Annotated in this window: 24 protein-coding genes and 1 pseudogene; 13 read left to right on the top strand and 12 right to left on the bottom strand. The window is 62.7% G+C overall.

The annotated features are described in order from the left end of the window. Positions 1-42: 42 nt before the first annotated feature. From AC0L2H_RS00675 to AC0L2H_RS00645, 7 genes are all read right to left on the bottom strand, one after another. Positions 43-978 (bottom strand): ribose-phosphate pyrophosphokinase, encoded by a 936-nt coding sequence (locus AC0L2H_RS00675; RefSeq protein WP_473588390.1) that lies wholly within the window; start codon positions 976-978, stop codon positions 43-45. Positions 979-1,134: 156 nt separating this feature from the next. Further along, positions 1,135-1,755, bottom strand: a complete 621-nt coding sequence (locus tag AC0L2H_RS00670; protein WP_473588389.1) for a hypothetical protein — start codon at positions 1,753-1,755, stop codon at positions 1,135-1,137. A gap of 43 nt (positions 1,756-1,798) precedes the next feature. Continuing rightward, the gene (locus AC0L2H_RS00665; protein ID WP_473588388.1) at positions 1,799-2,950 is read right to left on the bottom strand and encodes a M24 family metallopeptidase; all 1,152 of its coding nucleotides are present in this window, start codon (positions 2,948-2,950) and stop codon (positions 1,799-1,801) included. Beyond that, positions 2,950-3,744, bottom strand: a complete 795-nt coding sequence (gene pgeF / locus AC0L2H_RS00660) for a peptidoglycan editing factor PgeF (RefSeq protein ID WP_473588387.1) — start codon at positions 3,742-3,744, stop codon at positions 2,950-2,952. Before pgeF ends, AC0L2H_RS00665 begins: the two co-directional genes overlap by 1 nt. 91 nt (positions 3,745-3,835) lie before the next feature. Continuing rightward, positions 3,836-4,924 (bottom strand): class I SAM-dependent methyltransferase, encoded by a 1,089-nt coding sequence (locus AC0L2H_RS00655; RefSeq protein WP_473588386.1) that lies wholly within the window; start codon positions 4,922-4,924, stop codon positions 3,836-3,838. Continuing rightward, positions 4,921-5,760 carry a prolipoprotein diacylglyceryl transferase gene (lgt, locus tag AC0L2H_RS00650; RefSeq protein WP_473588859.1) on the bottom strand — a complete coding sequence of 280 codons (840 nt, stop codon included), beginning with the start codon at positions 5,758-5,760 and terminating at the stop codon, positions 4,921-4,923. Before lgt ends, AC0L2H_RS00655 begins: the two co-directional genes overlap by 4 nt. Before the next feature lie 121 nt (positions 5,761-5,881). Next, complete coding sequence (locus tag AC0L2H_RS00645) at positions 5,882-6,121, bottom strand: BrnA antitoxin family protein (protein ID WP_006338500.1); 240 nt, start codon at positions 6,119-6,121, stop codon at positions 5,882-5,884. 350 nt (positions 6,122-6,471) lie between these two features. On the opposite strand from AC0L2H_RS00645, the gene AC0L2H_RS00640 reads away from it, so the two are divergent. The 3 genes from AC0L2H_RS00640 to AC0L2H_RS00630 all read left to right on the top strand — a co-directional run bounded on the left by AC0L2H_RS00640 (position 6,472) and on the right by AC0L2H_RS00630 (position 8,071). Beyond that, positions 6,472-6,774, top strand: coding sequence for an accessory factor UbiK family protein (locus AC0L2H_RS00640; RefSeq protein WP_473588385.1), 303 nt, complete (start codon positions 6,472-6,474; stop codon positions 6,772-6,774). A gap of 430 nt (positions 6,775-7,204) precedes the next feature. After that, the gene (locus AC0L2H_RS00635; RefSeq protein ID WP_006338495.1) at positions 7,205-7,705 is read left to right on the top strand and encodes a type III secretion system chaperone family protein; all 501 of its coding nucleotides are present in this window, start codon (positions 7,205-7,207) and stop codon (positions 7,703-7,705) included. Positions 7,706-7,711: 6 nt separating this feature from the next. Next, on the top strand, positions 7,712-8,071 hold the full coding sequence (locus AC0L2H_RS00630) for a tRNA-binding protein (RefSeq protein WP_473588384.1): 360 nt from the start codon (positions 7,712-7,714) through the stop codon (positions 8,069-8,071). A 5-nt stretch (positions 8,072-8,076) separates the two neighbouring features. Here the strand turns inward: AC0L2H_RS00630 and AC0L2H_RS00625 are convergent, their stop codons facing one another. Then, on the bottom strand, positions 8,077-9,153 hold the full coding sequence (locus tag AC0L2H_RS00625; RefSeq protein ID WP_473588383.1) for a glycosyltransferase family 4 protein: 1,077 nt from the start codon (positions 9,151-9,153) through the stop codon (positions 8,077-8,079). 245 nt (positions 9,154-9,398) lie between these two features. Then, positions 9,399-10,811: an ATP-binding protein gene (locus AC0L2H_RS00620; protein ID WP_473588382.1), complete on the bottom strand. Its 1,413-nt coding sequence runs from the start codon at positions 10,809-10,811 to the stop codon at positions 9,399-9,401. A 1,231-nt stretch (positions 10,812-12,042) separates the two neighbouring features. Between AC0L2H_RS00620 and AC0L2H_RS00615 the strand changes: the two genes are divergently transcribed. From AC0L2H_RS00615 to AC0L2H_RS00605, 3 genes and pseudogenes are all read left to right on the top strand, one after another. Beyond that, a complete protein-coding gene (locus AC0L2H_RS00615; protein WP_473588381.1) occupies positions 12,043-12,339 on the top strand; it encodes a hypothetical protein in 297 nt (98 codons plus the stop codon). Beyond that, a pseudogene (locus AC0L2H_RS00610) lies at positions 12,336-12,704 on the top strand (glutamine amidotransferase); the annotation flags it as partial. The gene AC0L2H_RS00615 and the pseudogene AC0L2H_RS00610, both read left to right, overlap by 4 nt. Positions 12,705-12,768: 64 nt before the next feature. Then, positions 12,769-13,122 carry a glutamine amidotransferase gene (locus AC0L2H_RS00605; protein WP_473588858.1) on the top strand — a complete coding sequence of 118 codons (354 nt, stop codon included), beginning with the start codon at positions 12,769-12,771 and terminating at the stop codon, positions 13,120-13,122. A gap of 25 nt (positions 13,123-13,147) precedes the next feature. Here the strand turns inward: AC0L2H_RS00605 and otnC are convergent, their stop codons facing one another. From otnC to AC0L2H_RS00590, 3 genes are read right to left on the bottom strand one after another with little or no spacing between them, the layout of a single operon-like run. Further along, positions 13,148-13,786, bottom strand: a complete 639-nt coding sequence (gene otnC, locus AC0L2H_RS00600; RefSeq protein ID WP_473588380.1) for a 3-oxo-tetronate 4-phosphate decarboxylase — start codon at positions 13,784-13,786, stop codon at positions 13,148-13,150. Further along, complete coding sequence (gene otnK, locus AC0L2H_RS00595) at positions 13,783-15,039, bottom strand: 3-oxo-tetronate kinase (protein WP_473588379.1); 1,257 nt, start codon at positions 15,037-15,039, stop codon at positions 13,783-13,785. Before otnK ends, otnC begins: the two co-directional genes overlap by 4 nt. Beyond that, positions 15,036-15,788 carry an FCD domain-containing protein gene (locus AC0L2H_RS00590; protein WP_473588378.1) on the bottom strand — a complete coding sequence of 251 codons (753 nt, stop codon included), beginning with the start codon at positions 15,786-15,788 and terminating at the stop codon, positions 15,036-15,038. Before AC0L2H_RS00590 ends, otnK begins: the two co-directional genes overlap by 4 nt. A 204-nt stretch (positions 15,789-15,992) precedes the next feature. Here AC0L2H_RS00590 and AC0L2H_RS00585 point away from each other — a divergent pair, with 204 nt between their 5' ends. The 7 genes from AC0L2H_RS00585 to AC0L2H_RS00555 all read left to right on the top strand — a co-directional run bounded on the left by AC0L2H_RS00585 (position 15,993) and on the right by AC0L2H_RS00555 (position 23,421). Next, the gene (locus AC0L2H_RS00585; RefSeq protein WP_473588377.1) at positions 15,993-16,928 is read left to right on the top strand and encodes a ketopantoate reductase family protein; all 936 of its coding nucleotides are present in this window, start codon (positions 15,993-15,995) and stop codon (positions 16,926-16,928) included. Positions 16,929-16,934: 6 nt separating this feature from the next. After that, positions 16,935-18,467, top strand: coding sequence for a sugar ABC transporter ATP-binding protein (locus tag AC0L2H_RS00580; protein WP_473588376.1), 1,533 nt, complete (start codon positions 16,935-16,937; stop codon positions 18,465-18,467). Continuing rightward, positions 18,467-19,483: an ABC transporter permease gene (locus AC0L2H_RS00575; RefSeq protein ID WP_473588375.1), complete on the top strand. Its 1,017-nt coding sequence runs from the start codon at positions 18,467-18,469 to the stop codon at positions 19,481-19,483. The genes AC0L2H_RS00580 and AC0L2H_RS00575 overlap by 1 nt, the downstream gene beginning before the upstream one ends. A gap of 101 nt (positions 19,484-19,584) precedes the next feature. After that, positions 19,585-20,604, top strand: coding sequence for a substrate-binding domain-containing protein (locus AC0L2H_RS00570; RefSeq protein WP_107648262.1), 1,020 nt, complete (start codon positions 19,585-19,587; stop codon positions 20,602-20,604). 123 nt (positions 20,605-20,727) lie between these two features. After that, entirely contained in the window at positions 20,728-21,546 is an 819-nt protein-coding gene (locus AC0L2H_RS00565; protein WP_473588374.1) for an MBL fold metallo-hydrolase, read from the top strand. 3 nt (positions 21,547-21,549) lie between these two features. After that, complete coding sequence (locus tag AC0L2H_RS00560; protein ID WP_473588373.1) at positions 21,550-22,566, top strand: zinc-binding alcohol dehydrogenase family protein; 1,017 nt, start codon at positions 21,550-21,552, stop codon at positions 22,564-22,566. Beyond that, positions 22,567-23,421, top strand: a complete 855-nt coding sequence (locus tag AC0L2H_RS00555; RefSeq protein WP_473588372.1) for a fumarylacetoacetate hydrolase family protein — start codon at positions 22,567-22,569, stop codon at positions 23,419-23,421. Positions 23,422-23,424 lie beyond the last annotated feature (3 nt).

Genomic DNA, 23,424 nt, shown 5'->3' with positions numbered 1-23,424 from the left:
GTCGTCATCGCAAAACCGCTACACACTTTTGCGCGACATGCATTAGTCGAACAGGCTCGATACCGATTCCTCGGTCGCGGTGCGCGAGATCGCCTCGCCCATCAGGTCGGCGATGGAGATGACGCGGATGTTGGGGGCGTCGAGCACGCCTTGCGTCGGCTGGATGGAATCGGTGATGACCAGTTCCTGCAGCTTCGAGCCGCTGATGCGGGCAACGGCGCCGCCCGACAACACGCCATGGGTGATGTAGGCGGTGACGCTGGTAGCGCCATTGGCCAGCAGCGCATCGGCGGCATTGCACAGCGTGCCGCCGGAATCGACGATGTCGTCGATCAACAGGCAATCCTTGCCGGCAACCGCGCCGATGATGTTCATGACTTCGGATTCGCCGGGACGTTCGCGGCGCTTGTCGACGATGGCGAGTTGCGCGTCGAAGCGCTTGGCCAACGCGCGGGCCCGCACCACGCCGCCGATGTCGGGCGAAACGACGACGACATTGCCAAGCTGCTTGTATTTCGCCTTCACGTCGCGGGCCATGACCGGCACGGAGAACAGATTGTCGGTCGGGATGTCGAAAAAGCCCTGGATCTGACCGGCATGGAGGTCGAGCGTCAACACGCGATCGACGCCCGCCCGGGTGATCATGTTGGCGACCAGCTTGGCCGAGATCGGCGTGCGGCCGGAGGCGCGGCGGTCCTGCCTGGCATAGCCGAAATAGGGAATGACCGCCGTGATGCGCTTGGCCGAGGAACGCATGAAGGCATCGATCATGATGAGCAATTCCATCAGGTGATCGTTGGTCGGGAACGAGGTGGACTGCAGGATGAAGACATCCTCGCCACGCACATTCTCCTGGATCTCGACGAAGATTTCCTGATCGGCGAAGCGTCTGACGCTGGCCTTGCCCAGGGGAATGTTGAGATAGCGGGCGACCCCTTCGGCCAGCACCCTGTTGGAATTGCCCGCGAAGAGCTTCATGCACCGTTCCTGGCGAAGGATGGAGAGACCCTGACAGACTCGCTTGAGCCTCTTAGTCGGGCTTTTAGCGGCCCGTGCCGGTATTGCAAGCGTCGTGATCGGGAATCCGCCGGCTAATCTCAATAAACGTCTACAGCCGTCAAAGCCGGCACCCCGTCAGCCCGCTTGCCCGCCAAGCCAAGCGGCGAACTGGTCGATCGTCTGGTCGGCGATCGACTGCATGGTCGCCGGCGCGACCGCCGCCCAGCCTTCGGCGCCGCTGGCGGAGGGCGCCTTCTGCTGGCCGTTGATGCGGTGCAGCCGGTTTCCCGAGGGGTCATAGACGTCCCAGACATAGATGACGGTGGTGTCCTTGCCTTCCGACATTGTCGAGAAATAGCCCTTCAGCACGTGGGTGGCGGCCTGGTCGGTGCTGCCGGCAAGCGTGATGCCGCGTTGCTTGGCGCGCGTCTGGAGCTCAGCGGTCAGCGGCGTCGCCGCCTCCACCGAAGCGCCGACGATCGGCGCCACCTGCAGCCGGGTCCGCGCGATGGCGGAGGCGCTCTTGGCGGACGGTACGGCCGATGCCGCGGCTTGCGCCGAGGCGGCTGGCGCAGGGGGCTGTGCCGTTGCGGAAGACTGCGCGGCAGTTGCAGCGGGCGTCGTGCCGGCTCCGGCCACGGACTGTGTCGATTGCGGAGCGATGGCCGAGGGCTCGAGAACGTCCTTGGCATTGGTGCACGCGGCCAGCGCCAGCGCCGCGAGCAATGACACGGTCGTCACATGCGATCGTCTCATTTGCCTGAAACTCCGATGACCGCCCCCATTATGCATTATGGATTCACCGCACGATCAAGTCGAGATCATGGCGGGACAGCGGCTTCGGCTGCGATTCAGTGGTCAGATAGGTGCGGCCAAGCGTCATCGCGGTCTCCGTTTCCGAATCCATGATGATCATGTGGGCGAACAGCGTCATGTTGGGGGCGATCGGTTCGGGATTGCCCTGATAAAACATCGGCATGTCCATCCAGGACGGGGTGAAGCGGGCGCCGACCGAATAGCCGCAGGCGTTCAGCCTGTGCTTGGTCAGGTTGTGGGCTTCCAGCGTGCGCGCATGGGCGTCGAACACGTCGCCGAAGATATTTCCCGGCGTCATCGCCTTTTCGACGGCTAAAAGTGCCGCGCGCGCGGCATCGAAAAGCTCCTGGTGACGCTTCGACGCCTTGCCGGTCAGCACGGTGCGCATCATCGGGGCATGGTAGTGGTGGAAGACGCCGGCCCATTCGAGCGTCAACTGGTCGTTCTTGGTCAGTTTGCGGCGTCCTGCCTTGTAGCGGCAAAGCAGCGCGTCCACGCCGGAGCCGATGATGAACTCGTTGGCCGGATAATCACCGCCGCCGGTGAAGACAGCGCCCTGCATTGCGGCAAGGATCAAGGCTTCGTCGCCGCCCTGCTTGATCAGCGGCAAGGCAGCATCCAGCGCGTCGTCGGCGAGATTTGCCGCCTTCTCCGCCTTGGCGATTTCGGCCGGGCTCTTGAACAGGCGCAGCCGGCTGACGATGCCCGACGCGTCGGCGATCTGGCCAAAGGTTTGCAATTGCTCGTCGAGGCGCCGGCCATTGTAGGCCGTCAGGCCGTGGGTGTCGTATTCGACGCCGATGCGGGCGCCGAGCAGGTCGAGATCGTTGAGCAGATTGCGCAGGTCGATCGCCGGATTGGCGCCGTCGCGATCCGTCCACAGCACGATATTGTCGATGATGGAGGTGTGGCGCGCCTGGCGCAGATCGGCCGAGCGGGTGAGCAGGACCATCGAACCGTCGGCCTTCACCACCAGGCACTGGAAGAAGCAGAAACCGAACGTGTCGTAGCCGGTCAGCCAGTACATGCTCTCCTGCGCGAACAACAGGACGGCGTCGAGCTTCTTCTCGGCGAGTTCGATCATCAGCCGGTCGCGCCGCGCGTCAAATTCCGAGCGTTCGAAATGCAACGCCATTACTCTTTCTCCAAAACAATTGCTGAAATCTGTCGCCCGTAATCCGGTTCCTTGCGATGCGTGGTGCGCCGGTAGGAATAGAACAGATCCTCCTCGCCATAGGTGCAGCGGTCGAGCCCCTCGGCGATCACGCCGGCCTTGGCGAGCCGATCGACCGTGTAGCGATTGAGGTCGAACATTGCATGTCCCGATTTCGCCGAGGGCGCGAAATAGCCGGCATTGCCGGCATCGGCCTCGATGAAGCGGGCGATGAATTCCGGTCCAACTTCGTAATTCAAGGGGCCGATGGAAGGGCCGAGAACCGCAACGATGCGCTCGCGCCGGGCGCCGAGGCCTTCCATCGCGGCAATGGTGTTTTCCAGCACGCCCGTGAAGGCGCCCTTCCAGCCAGCGTGCGCGGCGCCGATGATGCGCGCCTCGGCATCGGCGAACAGGACCGGTCCGCAATCGGCGGTCGAGGCGCCGATGGCGATACCCGGCCGGTCGGTGACAAGGGCGTCGGCCCTTGGCCGCTCGCCGGAAAAGGGCTCCCGGGCGACGACGACATCGGGCGAGTGGACCTGGTGGGCGGTCGAAAGATGGCTGGCGGGCACGCCCATCCAGTCAGCGACGCGGCGACGGTTCTCGGCTACCAGCGTCTGGTCGTCGCTCGAGCCGGTGCCGATGTTAAGACCTTGATAGATACCGCTGGAGACGCCGCCGATGCGTGTGAAATAGCCGTGGCGAATGCCTTGCGCCCGCGCCTTTTCCAGCGAGGGCGACCGAACAGGATCCGGTTTGGTCTGATTCAACATGCGGGCGTTGTTGTCCGTGCGGGCGATTTCGTCAAGCGGCAGTCAAAAGAAGGGCAACCGTCGGGAGAGTGGGAGACGAGACAGTGAAAAGTCAATCCGCCGGTGGAAATGGTGGAACCGCGACGCCGGCGGGAAGGATGGCCATCACCTTGAAGAGTTCGCCCATGGCTTGCGGCCCGGCGAGGCGTTCGACCTCGCCCGCGATCTTTTCGCGGGCCGCCTCATCGGCATTGGCGCCGAGCCGGCCGGCGCGTTCGAGAAGCCCCATCCTCACCAGGAATTCGCCTTGCGTGGCGAGATAGGCATCAAGGCCATGCGCCCGGACAATGGCGGCGAGGGCGGCGAAATCGACATGGGAGGTAAGATCGGCCTCGCCGGGATTGGCCAGCACATCTTCGTGATCGTGCCGGCGCAGGGCCTGCAAGGTGTCGCCAATCCCTGGCCGGAGATGGCCATAGTCAGGGAATAGCCCGGCGCCGCCACGGCTGGATATGCGCTCGGAGATGGTCGCCATCAAGGCGGTGCGGGCCGGCGCGATCTCGGCGATCGCGCCTTGCGGGGCCTCTTCGGCATCGTCCGGCAGCAGCGTCGGATCGACCGAACTGGCGCCGGCGAAAAAACGCAACCCGCCGGCGTCGTCGAGCCCGATCACCCGTTCGCGCCAGTCCGCGCCGGCGCGAACGAACTGGCGGATGGGCACCGCGTCGAACAATTCGTTGCCGACGATGAGAAGCGGGGTCCGCGGCAGCGTGTCGATGGTTTCATGCCAATCGATCGTGACCGATGTGCCGGCAAGCGTCTGCCGCTGGATTCCCGTCAGCCGTGGGCTGGTCTCGATCATGGCGAAGGAGGCGCCGGCGGTCAGCGTCGCGTCGAGCCGCGAAAAGGTGCGCAGCATGTCTTTCATCAGCGTGCCACGGCCGGGGCCGATCTCGGCGATGGTGACCGGCAGCGGCCGGCCCGTCGCCCGCCAGGCCTCGTAGAGCCAGATGGCGACCAGCTCGCCGAACATCTGGCTGATCTCCGGTGCGGTGACGAAGTCGCCGGCGGCGCCGAAAGGCTCGCGCGTCGTGTAGTAACCGTCCTCGGGGTCGAACAGGCAAAGCGCCATGTATTCGCTGACGGGAATGGGGCCTACCGCATCGATCAGCTCGGCGATGCGGGTTTTAAGCCGCGTCATGCCGGTTGTGGCTGTGTCACCGGTTTAGCGGTGGCCATAGCCCAGATGCCGGCAAGGACCATCGGTAGCGACAGCACCATGCCCATGGTCAGCCAGTTGGTACCGAGGAGATAGCCGAGCTGCTGATCGGGCTCGCGGAAGAATTCAACGAAGATGCGCGACAGACCGTAGCCGCAAATGAAGGCGCCGCCGACGAAGCGCGGCGTCTTCAGCTTGAGCCTGGAATGGGTGAGGACGCGCAGGACCAGGAACAGCACCAGGCCTTCAAGCAGCGCCTCGTAGAGCTGGCTCGGATGGCGCGAAAATGGGCCGCCATTGGGGAATTCGACGGCCCAGGGCACGTCGGTCGGCCTGCCCCACAGTTCGGAGTTGATGAAATTTGCGACGCGGACAAGGCCGAGGCCGACAGGGACGCCGGCCGCCACCACGTCGAACAGCGACCATGCGCGGATGCCGCGCGACCAGGAGAACAACGTCATGGCGAGAATGACGCCGAGCAGGCCGCCGTGAAACGACATGCCGCCCTGCCAGACGGCAAAGATATCCAGCGGGTGCGCAATGTAGCGCGGCAGATCGTAAAACAGCACGTAGCCGGTGCGTCCGCCCAGCACCACGCCAATGGCCGCCCAGACGATGAAGTCGTCGAGATCCTCGGGCTTCATCGGCAAGGTGCCGTCGGGCCAGAGCCTTTTGTCGGTGACGAGCCGCTTGGCATACCACCAGGCAAAGAGAATGCCGACGATGTAGCCGACGCCATACCAATGCACCGCCAACGGCCCGATCTGGACAATGACCGGGTCGATATTGGGGAAGGGCAGGGCGGCCAGCGGCAGCATAAGATGTTGGCTCAACAAGGATCTCCGGGTAGCCATCGCGTTCGGGCGCGGACCATGCGGCAGGGTTTTGGCAGGGTCAAGGCAAGTTGATGGTTGCCTTCATCGCCACGGACGGAGGGGCTCAACCCTGACGCTTGCCGTCGACCATTTGCCTTAGAGCGTCGTTGATCCTGTCCTGCCAGCCCGGACCATCTTCCTGGAAATGGTCCAGCACGGCTCGATCGATCCTAATCGAAACGAGCTCTCTGACATTGGGCGCGGCCGAGGGTTCGCGAATTGGGGCTGCCGGTTTCTTGATCGGCTTGAAGGCAGCTTCGGCAGCTGCCATCGGATTTGTCGGTCTGCGCGGGGGCGTTGCCATTGGGTGACCCTGACTGAGAGCGACTCGTGCTTGACGCCAGTCGCGACGAAAACACCACAATAGGCGACTGGCCTGTGAAGACCAGCCGCTTCACTTGGTGTTCTCTGCCATAGCGTCGTATTTGGCCTCGAGCCGGTCCAGAGCCTCGTCGCCGGGCTTGACCCGGCCGGCATCGGCATCCGAAATGCCTTTGGCGATGGCCGCATCGAGGACGGCGAGGCGCTTCTCATTGACTTGGCGCGCTAGCTTAGCGCACCGAAATTGAATGGGCTGCGGATGCCACGGGTTTCAACGTTCTTGCATTCCGTGCCGTGCGCCACTACGTCAATTCCAGCAAGCGAGGATTTGCCATGTCGACCGGACCGAACCGCATTCTCGATGAATTCGCCAAGCTGATGACCGACGCCGCGGGTGCGGCGCAAGGGGTGCGGCGCGAAGTGGAAACCGCCTTCAGGGGGCAGGCCGAGCGCATTCTCAACTCCATGGAAGTAGTGCAGCGCGAGGAGTTCGAGGCTGCCCGCGATATGGCGGCGAAGGCCAGGGAAGAGAACACCCGCCTCGCTGCCCGCATCGAAGCACTCGAGGCCAAACTGGCCGAATTGACCGGACAGGCGACGCCTGCGACCGCGGCCAAGCCGCGTCCGAAAAAATAACCAAAAAATATTCGTTAAACTTTTCCACAAAGCGCAATCGCAAAAAGTGCTTTGCCGTGAATCGCTTACCGGCATTGCGTGAATCTTTGTGACAGTGCCTATCCACATGCTGATGACGCAGTGCGAAAAATTGGGCTGGTCACGCGACTCCCGATCAATAGACTGAATTTGTTGCATGATTCGGAGCAGGGTCATGCGCCGGGCGGTGGGGTCCGGTCAGGGGTCTTTGCGTTGAGAAGTCCTGGCCGTCCGAGTTCTAGACAGGATTGTTCGTCGTGTGTGCCCACGGAGCGTGTGGCGCTCCCTAGAGCGACGTGGGTCCACTTGGACGCACAAAGTACGCTCTAGAACTTTTGAACGTTCGCATCGTGCTTTCCGAAAATCGGTTCCGATTTTCGGGCCGATGCGAGGGAACGACAGGAAGCATTTCATGGAACTTCTCGAACTCGAATTTTCCCGCGAAATCCATCCGGTGGATGTCATCGAGCAGGTGGCTCACAACAATGACTGGTCCTTCGAGCGGGCCGGCGACGACGAGATTTCGATCTCGGTTGCCGGAAGCTGGACCGACTATCACGTCTCATTCTCCTGGATGGAGGATTTCGAGGCGCTGCATCTGGCCTGCGCCTTCGACATCAAGGTGCCGGAGGCCCGTGCGCTCGAAGTGATGCGGCTCTTGTCGCTGATTAACGAGCAGATGCTGTTTGGCCATTTCGACCTCTGGGAGCAGGAAGGCGCGATCATGTTCCGCCAATCGCTGCTGCTTGCGGGCGGAGTCGAGCCGTCGAGCCAGCAGGTCGAGGTGCTGCTGTCGTCGGCGCTGGAGGCCTGCGAGTGCTATTTCCAGTCCTTCCAGTTCGTCGTCTGGTCGGGAACCTCGGCCAAGGATGCGCTGGCCGGCGTCCTCTTCGAGACCTACGGAAACGCCTGATCCTCGATGAGTTCCAGCAACCAGCGCAAGCCCCAGATCAGCTTCGCCGATTTCGACCGTGTCGATATCCGCGCCGGCACGATCGTCGAGGCCGAGCCGTTCCCCGAAGCGCGCAAGCCGGCATTCAAGCTGAAGATCGATTTTGGCGCCCACATCGGGGTCAAGAAATCGTCGGCGCAGATTACCAAATATTATGCGCCAGAGACGCTAATCGGCCGGCAGGTGTTCGCGGTGGTCAATTTCCCGCCGCGGCAAATCGGGCCGTTCATGTCGGAAGTGCTGACGCTTGGCTTTCCCGACGAAGAGGGCGCTGTCGTGCTAGGCGCCATAGAGCGCAAGGTGCCGGACGGCGGCCGCCTGTTCTAGCTTCCTCATCCACGGGTCTGCGCGCCGGCTTCGCCGCCGCTTCGCCCGCGGATGATGACAGGTGGTGTCAGCTTGCGCGTCGTGCCCAGTGCTTCCTCGACCGTGTCCAGAAACATTTCCGCGCAGGCTTTCCAGCTGTAGCGCATCGCGCGCTGGCGTGCCTCGGCGCGGTCGAGGTGAAGGGCGGCAAGTGCGGCCTGCCGCAAATCGTCAGCCACCGCGCCGCCAACGCCGTCGCCGACAATGTCGATCGGGCCGGTCACCGGATAGGCGGCGACCGGCGTGCCGCTGGCCAGCGCCTCGATGATGACGTTGCCGAAGGTGTCGGTGCGGCTGGGGAAGACGAAGACATCGGCCGAGGCATAGATTTCGGCCAGTTCGTCGTTGGGGCGATGGCCGAGGAAATGGGCCTGCGGATATTTCGCCTTGAGCCTGGCCAGTTCCGGGCCTTCGCCGACGATGACCTTGCTGCCCGGCAATTCGAGGTCGAGGAATGCGCTCAAATTCTTTTCGATCGCGACGCGGCCGACGCAGAGGAAGATCGGTCCCTTGAGACCCAGATCCTTCCGCTTGTCCGGCCGGAAATGGTCGGTGTCGACGCCGCGCGTCCATGGCCTGAGCTTGGTGAAGCCGCGTGCGGCGAGGTCGTCGGCCAGCGACTGGGTGGCGACAAGCGTGCCTTGCCCGGAATTGTGGAAATCGCGAAGCCAGCGATAGGCCCAGGCTTCCGGCACGGGCAAGCGCGCGCTCAGATATTCGGGAAAGCGCGTGTGATAGCTCGTCGTGAACGGCCGGCCCGTGTTGCGGCAGTAGCGCCGCGCCATGATGCCGAGCGGGCCTTCGGTGACGATGTGGATATGATCCGCCTTGCGCTCGGCAATCAGCCGCGCGACATGGCCCGGCGTCGTCAGCGCCAGCCTGATGTCGGGATAGGTCGGCAAGGGCAAGGTGCGGAAAATGTTCGGGGTCAGGAAGTCCGCTTCGACGTCGAAGGATTTCAGGGTCTCGGACAGCCGCTCCAGCGTGTGGACGACGCCGTTTACTTGTGGGCGCCAGGCGTCGGTGACCATCAGGATGCGCATGGCGGTCCTTTGCCCAGGAAGTCGTCGGTTGCCTTGCCGCGATGCCTGAATGGCGACCGGGCCGCGGCTCTCGCTTCGCTCCAGCGCACCTCGCTCCAGCGCACCCTGGCGGGCACGGGGTCGAATCGATGCCGAGGGGCCGAATCGATAGAGGTCGCGCGCTTCATGCGCGCTCTTCAGCATGGTTTCATGACGGGCCGATGAATGGATAGCCTGCGGGCGCACTTGGGAATGCCGAATGCAGGTCAGGCCGGTACCTTGATGACGGCACGCAAGCCGCCGAGCGGGCTGTCGTCCAGCATGATGTCGCCGCCATGGCTGCGGACAATGTCGCGTGCGATGGCGAGGCCGAGCCCGGTGCCGCTGGCGTCGAGGTTGCGGGCCTCGTCAAGCCGCACGAAAGGCTTGAAAACCTCCTCGCGCTTCTGAGCCGGGATGCCCGGCCCGTCATCGTCGATGGTGACGAGCAGCGAGCCGCGACCATGGTCGGCTTTGATCTCCACCGTCTTGGCATAGCGGAAGGCATTGCCGACGACATTGGACAGCAACCGGGCGAAGGCGCGGGGCCGCACCTGCACGTGCGGATCGCCGGCAAGCGTGGTCGACAGTTTGCGCTCGCGCAGCGTGGCCTCTTCGCCAAGCTTCTCGAAATAGGCCTCAAGGTCGAAACGGCCGGTGTCCTCCGTCGCTTCGCCGCGGGCAAAGGCGAGGTAGCCTTCCAGCATCGACTGCATGTCGTCGATGTCCTGGCCGAGCGCCTCGGTGTCGGCCTTGGTCCCGGTCAGCGCAAGCTGCAGCTTGAAGCGGGTGAGGATGGTTCTGAGATCGTGGCTGACGCCGGTCAGCATGGCGGTGCGCTGCTCGAGCTGGCGTTCGATGCGCTCGCGCATCTGGATGAAGGCAAAGCCGGCACGGCGCACCTCCTCGGCGCCGCGCGGACGGAAATCGCGCGGCATAGGCCGGCCCTTGCCGAAGCTCTCGGCGGCCTCGGCCAGGTTCAGGATCGGCCGGATCTGGTTGCGCAGGAAGGGGATGGCGATCATCAGCAGCACCAGCGACGTGCCGACCATCCAGATCAGGAAAATGTGGGTGTTCGACGCATAGGCCTGGCTGCGGCGCACGAAAACGCGCAGCACCTTGCCCTCGAGCTGGACGCGGACCTCGACGATGTTGGAATTGCCGACCGTGTCTATCCAGAACGGACGGTTTATCTGGCGGGTGATCTCGGAGGAGAGGATTTCATCGAGGATCGAGAAAAAAGGTTTTGGGCCCGGCGGCGGCAACGGGTCGGGCGGCAGCAGGTCGACCTTCAACTGCATGCGGTCCTGAGCGATGCGGATGATGTTGGCATAATCGGCGTCGTGCGGATAGGTTTCGATCAGATCGATGATCGCGGCAATGTCGCTGATCGTGGCCTGCGACAGGCGCTGGGTAACGGTCTGCCAGTGGCGTTCCATGAAGACAAAGGCGACGACAGACTGCAGCAGGATCATCGGTGCAATGACGATGATCAGCGAGCGGGCATAGAGCCGCTTGGGCATATAAAGCGCGACGTACCGCCAAAACCGGTTCCAGGCGCGCGGCATGGCCTTGAGCACCCGCACGGTGCGGGCGCTCAAGCCGTCATCTCCCGGCTTTTCCAGATCCGTGGTCGCCATTCGCCCTTTTGCTCATCCGCGGGCCACTCAACAAGGGGCCCGCAAGCGCAGTGCCGCGCATGCAATTGTTGACTTTACGCATGTCGTTGTCCCAAAACCGCTTTGCACTTTTGGGCGACATGCATTTTCCGTTTGATGCATGTCGTTGTCCCAAAACCGCTTTGCACTTTTGGGCGACATGCATTGCGGCAGTCTATTCCACGCTGAGCCGTTCTGGAACAGTCGTTTGTGTTCAAGTGGTTAGGCTGTCAAACGTGGCCATAACTGTCGTTGATAACAAAGGATTAATTCCCGTATTGTCAAACCCAACAACTCGCGTTTCGCTTGAGACTGGCCCTGACTCGCTAAATGAACATGTAGGCTCACGTCGCAATTTTCTCAAACTTACAGGTGAAGATTCACGTCAGGGAATCGTGCCGCTCGATACCAGCGCCGGCCGTTGAACATCGATGGAACGATCGCCGGCTGGTGCTGGTTGGTTGCGTGCAAGTTTCAGTAAGACCAATATACTGACCCATCGTGTTACGCACCTGATCGTAGCGGATCCGTTGATCACGTTTTTCCTGCAGCGCTCCATCGGAAATGGCGAAACGGGTCAAGCGAACCGACTGCTGGCGCCATCGGTTCAAGGCAGTCCGACGCGATCGGGGGATATCGGACCGCGTTCTTTACGCGATTTAGCACCATGCTGGCTAGACAGCAGGCGACAACTACGGCGATGTAACGATCGCGGCAAGGAAGGCTTCAGTCGACAGGTTCCCTAGATATCCGACTTGAGCGGTTGTGATTTTGACCCCTACGTGCGACCGGATTGAGATGCCATCTTCAAGGACAATAGCGACGTCCGAACCCGCGCCAAACAAAGCCGAGATGATGCCCGATCGTTACTCCAGGCGCATTGTCCTCATGATCGATGCGGATAACGTCCCGCCAAAAGCGACCGGTCGCGTGATCGCAGGATTTCCCGACGACGCAGAACCGATTGACGACGAGAAAATAGCGGCGAATGTCTGGGCCGAGGGCGCTGCTTGCGAAGCCTGTTGTGCCGGATGGCCGCAAGACGAGGTCATTCGACGTAGGGCTTTGGGCATTGGGCCAACGGAACCGAAGGTGAAAAACCGCTAACCTAGCAACTTGGCCGGAGAGAAAGCGACTGTATCCCAAGCTCATCGAGCGTATCGAAACAGCTACCGGTCCTGACCGGCAGCTCGACATCGACATCTGCTACGTCATGGGTTGGGTTAATGAACCGGGGACGCCGGAGGCGGCCGCCGAATTGGGCCTGCCCTATCTCACCAGCAATTTGCCTGAGGTAACTGACATCACTCAGAAGTCCCTTCAGAGCTGGAAGATCGAGGTCGACCAAGAGCCCTGCGATGCGCGCATCATTGAGCCTGATCGCGACGAAGACGAGGACGATAACATGAGCGTGGCCGCATGGCGCTGTTCCGATGGCCACCTGCACATGACTAAGCCGCCAGCCAACGCAGCGATTGCGCTCGACCGATTGGTGCAGGTGCGAAGATGAACATGTTGCTTGCAGGTGAAACCTTCGCGGCTACCACCTCGGTCGCTGCCGGCGGCGATGTGCTGACAAGCGCGACCTCGACAAATGGTGCGACGGCCTTCAACGCCGCACTGGCCATAGAGGGCATCTCTGTCATCGGAGGCGAGCGCTGCGCCGCGGAGTTTCCCTGTGACCTCGATACGCTCGCCCGGTATCAGGCGGTAGTGATTTCCGATGTGGGCGCACTGACATTGCTGGTCACGCCTGATGCACGCGCTGGGCGTGTTGGCGTTAACCGCCTCGAGGTGCTAAAAGCCTACATCGAAAACGGCGGCGGGCTGATGTTGGCCGGCGGCTATATGGGCTTTCAGGGCATGTTCGGGACGGCGCGGTTTCACGACACCCCGGTTGAAGACGTGCTGCCGGTGCGCTGTTTTCCGTTTTCCGGGCATGGAGGTGCCGCAAGGATTGCAGGCGTCCATCCTGCAGTCCTCCCACCCGATCTTTGCCGGGGTGGAGGTGCCTTTGCCGCCGATCCTCGGCATGAACAAGCTGGATTTCAGGAGCGACGGTTCGTCCCGGCTTCTCGCGACTTCCCACCATCGCGGCACCGACTGGCCGCTCCTTGCCGTTCACAACCGTGGCCGAGGCCGCACAATCGCCTGGGCGACCGACATCGGCCCGCACTGGCTCTCGCAGGATTTTCTCGGGTGGCCGTTCTACGGCAAGCTGATGGCGAACATGGTGCGGTGGCTCGCCGGCAACGATGACGTTGCTCTGAGCAGCCCACCTGGGCCCGAATGACCCGTGCAAGAGCCAACATAGACATTCACCTTTGTCGACGTTGTTGCAGCTCCGCGACCACCCGTTCATCCAGTCGTCGCACACGTAGCCGCTTAGTCAGGAACACCAGTTTTGCCGTTTCCTCCAACTCCTCCGCGGCAAAGACGGCATCGTGGAAACTGCGCCCGGAAACCACTGGCCCATGATTGGCCAGCAGGACGGCAGCATGATTCTGTGCCTTGGCTAAAACCAACGGCCTAACGTCAGCCGACCCTGGATGGGTGTAGGGCAGAAGCGGCACCCGCCCGACGCGCATCACCACATACGGCGTAATCGGCGGGATGGTGTCATCCTGGTCGGTGTCTTCGAGACACGAAAGTGCCGTGGCATAGGTCGAGTGAAGATGCACGACACCTGCCGCCTGCGGCCGCGCCTCATAGAATGCCATGTGGAAGGGTATCTCCTTGGTCGGGGCATCGCCGGACACGGCCATGCCTTGGGTATCCAGCTTCGACAGCCTGCCGGGTTCGAGATACCCCAGGCAGGAATTGGTTGGCGTGACCAGGAAACCGTCGGCAAGCCGAGCCGACAGATTGCCCGACGAGCCGGCCGTATAGCCACGCATGAAGAGGGATTCGCCCCAACGGCAGAACTCGTCGCGAAGTTGTTGTTCTTCCAGGGTCATGAGGCGTCACCTTTCAGAGCATGGAGCGCGCGTTCGAAAAAATCGCATGCACCGAAATTGCCTGATTTCAGCGCGAAGGCCAGCCTCGGCTCACCGTCGAGAACGAGCACCGGCACCCCAGCGTCGATCTCCGGACCGACTTCAAGCGCCGACGCTCCGAACGCCGAGGCGACAGCGCCGGAGGTCTCTCCACCAGCAACGATCACACGCCGGAAGCCAGCAATCACCGCCTTTACCGCGAGTTCAGCGAAAATGGTCTCGAACAGTGCTGCCAACCGCTCGCGCCCGTGCCGAGCCTGTGACGCCGACACTTCGGAAGGCTCTGCCGTTGAGTAGACCAGTGGGCCAGAGCCCTTATGGGTGATCAGGAAATGAAGGCAGCTGGCGACGAAAGCATCCGGGTCGAGTGCGTCCTCGGCGTCAAGACGCATCGAGGGATGGCATCTGCAATAGGCGGCAATTTGCGTGCGTGTCGCCGACGAGCAGCTGCCGGAGAGAATAAATGCGGGACCGCAAACCCCATCGAACTGCAGTCGGCCTTCGACTACGGGGCGGATGCCGAAATTGCCAGGCAGGGCCATGGCAATACCGGAGCCACCGGTGACCAGCCGATGGGTCTTGGCTATCCGGCCCAATGCCATCAGGTCGTCGTTCGAGATCGCGTCGGCGACGATCAGTTTTTCGCCGTCGCGTTTGGCAAGTCTCAAGGCCGCTTCCGCGTCACCCGACCGCAAGCTTTGCAGCGCAAGATGTCCCACCTTGAGCCGTGTCTGATGTGAAAGCCACCGCCTGATGTCGGGATCGGTCATCGGCGTCAGAGGATGGTTTTCCATGCCCGACTCGCTGAGCAGTCGGTCGCCAACAAAGAGGTGTCCGTTATAGAGCATGCGACCGTTGGCGGGAAAAGCAGGACAGACAAGTGCCAGCGGCGCGTCCAGTTCCGCCAGCAGCGCTTCGGCCACGGGTCCGATATTGCCTTCAGGCGTCGAATCGAAGGTCGAGCAATACTTGAAGACGATCTGCTCCGCGCCGTTGGCAACCAGCCAGCGGCAGGCTGTCAGAGATTGAGCCACGGCATCGTCGGCCGTAACAGAGCGCGTTTTGAGTGCGATCACCGCAGCTTCGATGCTTCCATCCGCCAGTTTTCCAATCGGCGTGCCGACATACTGGACAGTCCGCGCGCCTGCTTTGGCGAGCGTGTTGGCGATGTCACCGGAGCCGGTGAAATCGTCGCCGATGACGCCGATCTTCATGCGTCGTGGTCGCCCATTTTATGATCATCTGCTTTCTGGTCACTTGCCCGCTGGCGCCAGAACATCGTCGTCAGCTGATCCAGATGCTCACGCATCGCCTTTTCGGCCCGGTCGGCATCGCGCGCGACAATCCCGTCGTAGATGGCGTGGTGTGCCTCATACGCCGTCTGCTCCTGGCCATCGGCGGCAAGCGTGACAATGCGTTGCTCCTTGAGCCATTCCGAAATTTGGTCATGCAGGGCGACGAAGACGAGATTGCGGGCGATGCGCGCCAACTCGAAATGGAAAGCAATGTCGGTGCTGGTGAAGCGGTCACGATCGCCGATTGCCAAACGATTGGCTTCCAGCGCCTCGCCTAGCGCTTCCAGGTCCGAGGGCGTCGCCGTGCGGGCTGCCTCGCGGGCGAGGCCGACTTCGAAAAACATGCGAGCGCCCTGAAAGGAGCGCTGCCCCTCCTCGGTCGACAGCATCTGCCTGACGGCAGGCGCCATGCCGGTGAAGATGTGGCTGGCGGTCGGCATCAGCACCTTGGCGCGGGCGCCATTGGTGAGTTCGACAAGGCCGGCCTTCTGCAATGCGATCAGGGCCTCTCGGATGGCCGGACGCCCGACGCCGAAGCGCGACTGCAAGTCGCGTTCGGGCGGCAATTGGTCTCCGGGCTTCAGTTTGCCTGAGAGGATCTGCCCTTCGAGATGCGTGGCAACGTGCTCGAAGAGCTTCTTTCGTTCTATGACAAGTGGGTCGACCATAGACCTTTCATACCATCATGCTTGACAACTATGCAACAGCTTGCAATGCTGAAATCACAAGGTTGAAAAGCGGGAAGATGTGGTTGAGCTCCTGGAGCATTGACCGTGCCGGTTTGGGGCATGCTCCAAAGCCTGCAAATCAACACGCTTGGGGACGATGATGGCGGTCGCGAACGGTTTGCGGCCACCCAGGGAGGAAGATGCATGAAAATCGCCATTCTGGGCGGCGGCGGAGCCATGGGCGGGATATTCGGGGGCTATCTGGCCCGCGCCGGCAACGACGTGACTTTGATCGACGTCTCCAAGGCGGCGGTGACGGCAATCAACGACAACGGGCTGACCATCGAGGAGAAGGATGGTTCGCAGCCGGTGATCAGGGTGCCGGCAAGCGATGATCCGGCGAGCATCGGCCCGGTCGATCTCATCATCAATTTCGTCAAATGTTATCACACCGAGGCCGCCGTGCGCGCCGCCGCACCGATGATTGCCGGTGAGACGGCCGTGCTCAGCCTGCAGAACGGCTGGGGCAACGCGCCCCGCATCGCCTCGATCGTCGGCGAAGACCGCGTGCTGGTGGGCCTGACCTACCATGGCGGTACGTTGCTGGCGCCGGGCCGGGTCAAGCATCCGGGATCCGGCATGACCTATATCGGCGAACTCACGGGCAAGCCGACCGAGCGCCTCGGCAAGGTGATCGAGGCGTTCCGCGCGGCTGAGATCGAAACGACGCGCTCAGACAGGATCCTGGACGAAGTCTGGAAAAAGCTGGCGCTGAACGCCTGCACGCTGCCGGTCGCCGGATTGCTGCAGTTCATGTCGCACGAGCTTGTCGCCTTCGACGGCACCAAGCACCTGATGGCCGCCATCCTCAAAGAGGTCGTGGCGGTGGCGAAGGCGCAAGGCATCGCGCTCGATTATGATGAGCGCTGGGCCGCCATCACCGGGCTGCTGGAGAAAGCGATCGGCGGCAAGGCGTCGATGCTGCAGGATGTCGAGGCCAAGCGGCAGACCGAGATCGAGGTGATCAACGGAGCGATCGTCGACGCGGGCAAGCGCACCGGTGTGGCAACGCCCGTCAACGAAGCCATGGTCTGGATGATTCAGGCCAAGCAGGCCCACTATCTCCAGGCCAAGGCATAACGGGCCATGGCGCCGCGGCTCGAAATCAACGGCCTTTCCAAGTTCTTCCCCGGCGTGCGGGCGCTGGACGATGTCTCCATGAGCGTCGACGGCGGTGAGATCCGTGCATTGCTTGGCGAAAACGGTGCCGGCAAGTCGACCCTCGGCAAGATCGTCGCCGGCGTCTATTCGCGGGATCAAGGCACGGTGCTGGTCGACCGCGCCGAGATCGGCACGCTGGACGAAAAAGCCGCCGGCGATCTCGGCATCGGCATCGTGCATCAGGAAGGCTCGCTGGTGCCGCAGCTTTCGGTCGCCGAGAACATCTTCGCCGGCCGCCAGCCGACGCAATGGCTTGGCCAGGTGAACGTCCGCGCCATGCGCGAGCAGGCAAAAGCGTTGATTGCGCAGCTTGGCGTTGCCATCGACCCGGCGCTGAAAGTGTCGGCGCTGTCGCCGGCGCAGGCCCAGATCGTCGAGATCGCCAAGGCGCTGTCGCGGGACCTCAGGATCCTCATCCTCGACGAGCCGACGGCGGCGCTCACCCTGACCGAAACCGAAAAACTGTTCGACGTGGTGCGCCGCCTGGCCGGCAACGGCGTTTCGGTGATCTATGTCTCGCATCGGCTCGCCGAGATATTCGCGCTTTGCCATTCTGTAACAGTGCTCAAGGACGGCAGGCTCGCCGGGACACGCCGGGTCGCCGAGACCTCGACCGACGAACTGATCCGCCTGATGGTCGGACGCGACGTGCATTTCTCGCGCTCCCCCGCGGGACGGAAAATCGGTGATGTCGTGCTCCAGGCCCAAAACGTCGACGCGCCGCCTTTGGTGCGCTCGGCGTCGATCACCGTTCGGGCCGGCGAGATCGTCTGCCTTGCCGGTCTCATCGGGTCGGGCCGCAGTGAGTTCTGCGAGGCGATCTTCGGTGCCCGCCGCCGGCACGGCGGCTCGGTCCGCATCGGCGGCAAGCCGATCGATCCGAAAGGCCCATGGGACGGCAAGCATGCCGGCATCGGCATGGTGCCGGAAGACCGCAAGGCGGCCGGCCTGTTCCTCGGCATGGACATCGTCAACAATGTCGCCGCGACGGTTCTGTCCAGGGTCTCGTCGGGTGCGAATTTTTCCAACCGCAAGGCCGAGGCCCTGGCCAGGAATTTCGTCGACGAACTGCGCATCGCGACGCCGAACGTTCACCAGATCGTCGGCAATCTCTCCGGCGGCAATCAGCAGAAAGTGCTTCTCGCCAAATGGCTGGCGATGGAGCCGCGCCTTCTGATCGTCGACGAGCCGACACGCGGCGTCGATGTCGGCGCGCGCTCCGAGATCTACCGGCTTCTCAGGGCGCTCGCCGACAAGGGCGTCGCCCTGCTCGTCGTGTCCTCGGACCTGCCGGAGGTGCTGGCGCTTGCCGATCGCATCGTCGTGATGGCGGAAGGCCGGACGGTCGGCGAACTGCCGGGCGACGGGGCGAGCGAGGAACAGGTGCTGCGGCTGGCCACAAGATACACGGCCTCGGTGGCCGAGGTTCGCAACCAGGCAGATATGGCAGAGGCATGATGGCGATGCAGATCACGCAACCCCTGGCAGAAACTGTCGAGCGCCGGCGAGAGAACCTCTTGGTGCGCGTCGTGCGGCGCCTTGCCGATTCCAGGGAACTGACGCTCTTCGTGCTCGTCGTCGCGCTGGCGCTGGCGATGAGCATTGTCTACCCGAACAATTTCCCGACCGCCTCCAACATGCGGGCCGTGCTGCTCAACCTGGCGCCGGTCGGGATGCTCGTCTGCGGCATGATGCTGCTGATGATCGGCGGCACGTTCGACCTGTCGGTCGGCTCGACGCTGGCCTTCTCCGGCGTCTGGGCTGGCGTCGTGGCGGGATGGTGGGGCTGGCCGGCAGAGAGCGCTGTCCTTGTCGGCATCCTGGTCGGCGCATTGTGCGGCCTGGTCAACGGCTTGATCGTGACGCGCATCGGCATCAATGCGCTGATCGCCACTCTCGGCACGCTCACCATCTATCGCAGCCTGACCTATGTCACCGCCGGCACCGGCGTCACCCCGATCAGCGACGCCTTCGCTGCCTATGGCCGCGCCGCCGACCCGCTGTTCAGGATCCAGTCGCCGTTCTGGGCAATGCTGGTGCTGGTGCTCGTCGGCGGCTGGCTGGTGGCGCGGACGCGCTTCTTCCGGCAGTTCTATTTCATCGGCGGCAATCCGCGCGCCGCCCAGCTTTCGGGCATCCGCGTCGATCGGCTGATCCTGATCGGCTTCGTCATCATGGGGGCGCTGGCGGGCCTCGCCGGCGTGCTGGGCGCGGCTCGTCTCAACAGCGCCGTCGTCAATGCCGGCGTTGGCATCGAGCTCAAGGTCATCACCGCCACGGTGCTCGGAGGTGCGAGCCTGAAGGGCGGCGAGGGCACGATCCTTGGCGGCATTCTCGGCGTGCTGTTCATCGCGCTGATCGAGAACGCCATGATCATCAATGCGATCGGCGTGTTTTGGCAAGGGCTGGTGGTGGGCCTGGTCCTGCTGTTTGCCGTCTCGCTCGATCGTTTCAAGACCAGCGGCCGCGCCTGATCTCAGGCGAGGGCGGGAGGAGGCGTCCAAACAACCGGACGGCATGCAGGAGACTGGATTTCAGAAGACTGGAACGACAAAAACATCAGGAGGAAACGGGCATGAAATCGATAGTGAAAGCGATACTCTCCGGCGCAGCGCTTGCCGCCACGGCATTGCTGCAGACTTTTCCGGTTAGCGCGCAGGAATCATCCTTCGGGCCGGCCGATGCCAAGGAGACCTATTACTGGATCTCCAACAAGGCCAATTTGCCGCTGTTCGTGCAATATGACTATGTCGGCATGAAGCGGATCGCCGAGGAGCTCGGCGTCAAGGTGATCGTCGCCGGACCGACCGATTTCGACGTGCCGGGCTTCATCTCCGCCGTCGACCAGGTCTGCGCGCAAAAGCCAAGCGGCGTCTCGGTGGTCGGCGGCTGGGATCCGTCGCTGACCGAATCGGTCAAGAAATGCATGGAACAGGGCGTGCCGACCGTGGTCGATGACGGCGACCTACCGGACTCCGGCCGCCTTGCCTATATCGGCACGAACTGGACGCAGGTCGGCGTCGCCCAGGCCAAGAAGCTGATGGAAATGCTGCCGAATGGCGGCAAGCTCGCGTCGATGTCGATCATCAACGCCGGCAATATGCGCGAGGCAGTGGCCGGCTTCAAAGCCTATATCGAGGCCAATGGCGGCGGCAAATACACCATCGTCGCCAATGAGGACGATGGCGGCGACGCGCAGAAGGCGGCGCAGGTGACCGCGGCGATCCTGGCTGCCAATCCCGATATTGCCGGTCTTGCAGGTTTCGATTCCGAATCCGGCGCCGGCATCGTCACCGCGCTGCGGGAAGCCGGCAAGAATCCCGGCGATATCAAGGTGACCGCGATGGAGCAGACGCCCGATTTCTTCAAGTCGGCCAAGGAGGGCTGGGTCGACGGCATTGTCGTGCAGAACCGCGAGCTGTTCATCTACTACGCAGTCAAGCTGCTGCACGACTATAACCACAACACGCTGAAGTCGGCCGGTCTCACCTCGAAGGATGGCGGCCGCCCGATCCCGGATTCGCTCGACACCGGCGTCATCCTGATCACCAAGGACAATGTCGACAAGGTGCTGACCGCGCTGAATGTAAAATAGGCCGCACCATGCCGAAGCCCTGGTTCAAGGCTCAGTCTTGATTCCAAGGTCCAGGCAGCCTCCGGCGGCGCGCTCTCCCTCGCCGCCGGATGGCCAGTCACACAAAATGGCCAAGGACATAAAATGGCACGTCACCCCACCACCCGCATGCGCTTTCACGGCGTCGCCGCTTACGAGATCCTGACGCGCGACGGCTTGCGCATCCTGTGCGATCCGTTCCTCGACCAGAATCCGGGCGCGGCCACAAGGTCGACCGAATTCGATCACGTCGATCTGGTCATCGTCAGCCACGCCGCCTTCGATCATCTCGGCGACACCGACAAGATCGCGTGGAAATATGGCTGCCCGGTCGTTTGCGGCGGCGAGGTGAAGGCCTGGCTGATGGATCGCGGCATTCCGGCCAACCAGATCCGCGCCACGACCTGGGGCATTCGCGTCAAGGTGGCGGGTATAGAAATCCAGCCGCTCGAATGCCATCACTGGTCGCAGATCAGGCTGAAGGACAATTCCTTCATTTCCGGCGTGCCGATGGCCTTCATCGTCTATGCCGACGACAATCTGCGCTTCTACCACTATGGCGACACCGCGATCTTCTCGGACCTCAAGCTGCAGGCCGAGCTCTATAAGCCCAATGTTGGTTGTATCGGCATCGCCAATCCGCAGGAGATCCTGCATCTCAACCCAATGCCTGGCGAAATGCTGACCGGCGAGATGAGCCCTTACGAGGGCGTTCTCGCCACGCAATGGCTTGGCCTCGAGACCGTGCTGCCCTGCCACTACATCAAGCTCGACGGCGACAAGGACGTCGCCGAATATATGGAGCACCACCGGCAGGCCAGGGCGCGCGGCGAGGCGATCGCCGACCCCTATCTGCTGCGCGCCGGCGACTGGATCGAATTCGACGGCGACGGCAAGGTCGTGCGCCCTGCCAAGGCGGCCTGATCGATGCGTGCAGCGATCTTCGACGCGCCGTTTTCGATCCGCATGGCCGAAGCGGCGAAGCCGGAGCCGCAGCCGGGAGAGGTGTTGGTCCGCGTCAAGGCTGCCGGGCTTTGCGCCGGCGACCTCTACATCTACACCGGCAAGAACCCCTATGTGAGCTATCCCCGGATCGGCTGCCACGAGATATCTGGAGTGGTCGAAGCTTATGGTCCCGGCAGCAGTGGACCGCCGATCGGCACCCGCGTCGTTGTCGACCCGTTCATCGGCTGCGGCCGCTGTTATCCCTGCAGGGTCGGCAAGCGCAATTGCTGCGCCAATCTGGCCATTGTCGGCGTGCATCGCGAGGGCGGCTTCGCCGACTTCGTAACGGCTCCGGCCGGAAACCTCAATGTCGTGCCGGATGGGCTGACCGACTTCGAGGCGGCATTCGCGGAGCCGGTGGCCATTGGCGTGCAGGGCTGCCGCCGTGGCATGGTCAGCGCGCAGGACACGATACTGGTGCTCGGCGCCGGGCCGATCGGACTGGCCATCGTCGAAGTGGCGCGCGCGCATGGCGCAAAGGTCTACGCCACGGACCTGTCAGCAGAGCGCTTGACCACCGCGGCCGACCTCGGCGCGATACCAGTCGCAGGCGGAGCCGGTCTGGTCGAACGCGCCATGGAACTTACCAATGGGGAAGGCATGCCGGTGGTCATGGAGGCCACGGGCGCTGCGCCGGCGATGGAACAAACGATCGATCTCGTCGCGGCCGGCGGACGTATCGTCATTCTCGGCCTGGTCAAGAAGGGCCAGGGCGTCACCTTCCCCGGCCTCGATTTCACCCGCAAGGAGGTGACGATCCTTGGTTCGCGCGCCTCGGTCGACTGTTTTCCCGAGGCGCTTGAACTGCTCGCCTCCGGCAAGATCCACTATCCGAAGATTGCAAGTTCCTTCGCGCTCGGCGAAGCACCCGGCGTCTTCCAGAAGCTCGCAGACAATCCAACGGCTTTGCACAAGGCCGTATTCGTTTCGGAGGACTAGATGAAGCTCGTTACCTTCTCCCACCCCAAGGGAGGCCATGATCACCACGCCGGCGTGCTCGACGGCGACCAAATCGCCTGCCTGACCGAGGCCGGCCTTGCGCAGAGCGTCATGGAGGTCGTGCTCGGCGGCAAAGAGATGCTTGGCCGCATCCGCGCTGGCTTAGCCAAGGCGCCGCGCTACGCGCTCGCCGATGTGAGGCTGGAAGCCCCGATCCGGCCGGGCAAGGTGCTGTGCTCCGGCATCAACTACAAGGGCCATGCCGAGGAGAACCCGAACGCGAAAATGCCGACCGAGCCGTTCTTCTTCACCAAACTGCCGACCTCGGTGGTCGGACCCGACGAGCCGGTCGAAAAGCCGGATAGAACCGAGCAGATGGATTACGAGGTGGAGTTCTCGGCCGTCATCGGCCAGAAGCTGCATAAGGCGGATGAGGCAGACGTTATGTCGGCGATCTTCGGCTATACGCTGCTCAACGACATTTCGGCTCGCGACGTGCAGTTCAAGGACAACCAGATCACCATCGGCAAGAATTTTGCCGGCTTCGCACCGATCGGCCCCTGCATCGTCACATCAGACGCGATGCCGCATCCCGACAATGTTTCGCTGAAGACGCGGCTGAACGGCAAGACGCTGCAGGACGGCAGCACCTCGGACTGGCTGTTTTCACTGCCGCTGCTGATATCCTTCCTGTCGCAATACATCCCGCTCGAACCCGGTGACATTGTATCGACGGGAACGCCGGCTGGCGTCGGCATCTTCCAGAAGCCGCCGACCTTCATGAAGGCCGGCGATGTCGTCGAGATCGAAGCCGAGGGCATTGGCATTCTCAGAACGCCGATCGTTGCGGGATAGAAA

This window comes from Mesorhizobium sp. WSM4871, from assembly GCF_055811295.1.
The sequence above is the reverse complement of the archived record's forward strand: the minus strand, read 5'-3'. Positions and strand labels throughout refer to the sequence as shown.

Bases quoted from the DNA above. Each gene is read 5' to 3' on its own strand.
- AC0L2H_RS00675 (WP_473588390.1), bottom strand. From the start codon at position 978: ATGAAGCTCTTCGCGGGCAATTCCAACAGGGTGCTGGCCGAAGGGGTC.
- AC0L2H_RS00670 (WP_473588389.1), bottom strand. From the start codon at position 1,755: ATGAGACGATCGCATGTGACGACCGTGTCATTGCTCGCGGCGCTGGCG.
- AC0L2H_RS00665 (WP_473588388.1), bottom strand. From the start codon at position 2,950: ATGGCGTTGCATTTCGAACGCTCGGAATTTGACGCGCGGCGCGACCGG.
- pgeF (WP_473588387.1), bottom strand. From the start codon at position 3,744: ATGTTGAATCAGACCAAACCGGATCCTGTTCGGTCGCCCTCGCTGGAA.
- AC0L2H_RS00655 (WP_473588386.1), bottom strand. From the start codon at position 4,924: ATGACGCGGCTTAAAACCCGCATCGCCGAGCTGATCGATGCGGTAGGC.
- lgt (WP_473588859.1), bottom strand. From the start codon at position 5,760: ATGCTGCCGCTGGCCGCCCTGCCCTTCCCCAATATCGACCCGGTCATT.
- AC0L2H_RS00645 (WP_006338500.1), bottom strand. From the start codon at position 6,121: ATGGCAACGCCCCCGCGCAGACCGACAAATCCGATGGCAGCTGCCGAA.
- AC0L2H_RS00640 (WP_473588385.1), top strand. From the start codon at position 6,472: ATGTCGACCGGACCGAACCGCATTCTCGATGAATTCGCCAAGCTGATG.
- AC0L2H_RS00635 (WP_006338495.1), top strand. From the start codon at position 7,205: ATGGAACTTCTCGAACTCGAATTTTCCCGCGAAATCCATCCGGTGGAT.
- AC0L2H_RS00630 (WP_473588384.1), top strand. From the start codon at position 7,712: ATGAGTTCCAGCAACCAGCGCAAGCCCCAGATCAGCTTCGCCGATTTC.
- AC0L2H_RS00625 (WP_473588383.1), bottom strand. From the start codon at position 9,153: ATGCGCATCCTGATGGTCACCGACGCCTGGCGCCCACAAGTAAACGGC.
- AC0L2H_RS00620 (WP_473588382.1), bottom strand. From the start codon at position 10,811: ATGGCGACCACGGATCTGGAAAAGCCGGGAGATGACGGCTTGAGCGCC.
- AC0L2H_RS00615 (WP_473588381.1), top strand. From the start codon at position 12,043: ATGGGTTGGGTTAATGAACCGGGGACGCCGGAGGCGGCCGCCGAATTG.
- AC0L2H_RS00605 (WP_473588858.1), top strand. From the start codon at position 12,769: ATGGAGGTGCCGCAAGGATTGCAGGCGTCCATCCTGCAGTCCTCCCAC.
- otnC (WP_473588380.1), bottom strand. From the start codon at position 13,786: ATGACCCTGGAAGAACAACAACTTCGCGACGAGTTCTGCCGTTGGGGC.
- otnK (WP_473588379.1), bottom strand. From the start codon at position 15,039: ATGAAGATCGGCGTCATCGGCGACGATTTCACCGGCTCCGGTGACATC.
- AC0L2H_RS00590 (WP_473588378.1), bottom strand. From the start codon at position 15,788: ATGGTCGACCCACTTGTCATAGAACGAAAGAAGCTCTTCGAGCACGTT.
- AC0L2H_RS00585 (WP_473588377.1), top strand. From the start codon at position 15,993: ATGAAAATCGCCATTCTGGGCGGCGGCGGAGCCATGGGCGGGATATTC.
- AC0L2H_RS00580 (WP_473588376.1), top strand. From the start codon at position 16,935: ATGGCGCCGCGGCTCGAAATCAACGGCCTTTCCAAGTTCTTCCCCGGC.
- AC0L2H_RS00575 (WP_473588375.1), top strand. From the start codon at position 18,467: ATGGCGATGCAGATCACGCAACCCCTGGCAGAAACTGTCGAGCGCCGG.
- AC0L2H_RS00570 (WP_107648262.1), top strand. From the start codon at position 19,585: ATGAAATCGATAGTGAAAGCGATACTCTCCGGCGCAGCGCTTGCCGCC.
- AC0L2H_RS00565 (WP_473588374.1), top strand. From the start codon at position 20,728: ATGGCACGTCACCCCACCACCCGCATGCGCTTTCACGGCGTCGCCGCT.
- AC0L2H_RS00560 (WP_473588373.1), top strand. From the start codon at position 21,550: ATGCGTGCAGCGATCTTCGACGCGCCGTTTTCGATCCGCATGGCCGAA.
- AC0L2H_RS00555 (WP_473588372.1), top strand. From the start codon at position 22,567: ATGAAGCTCGTTACCTTCTCCCACCCCAAGGGAGGCCATGATCACCAC.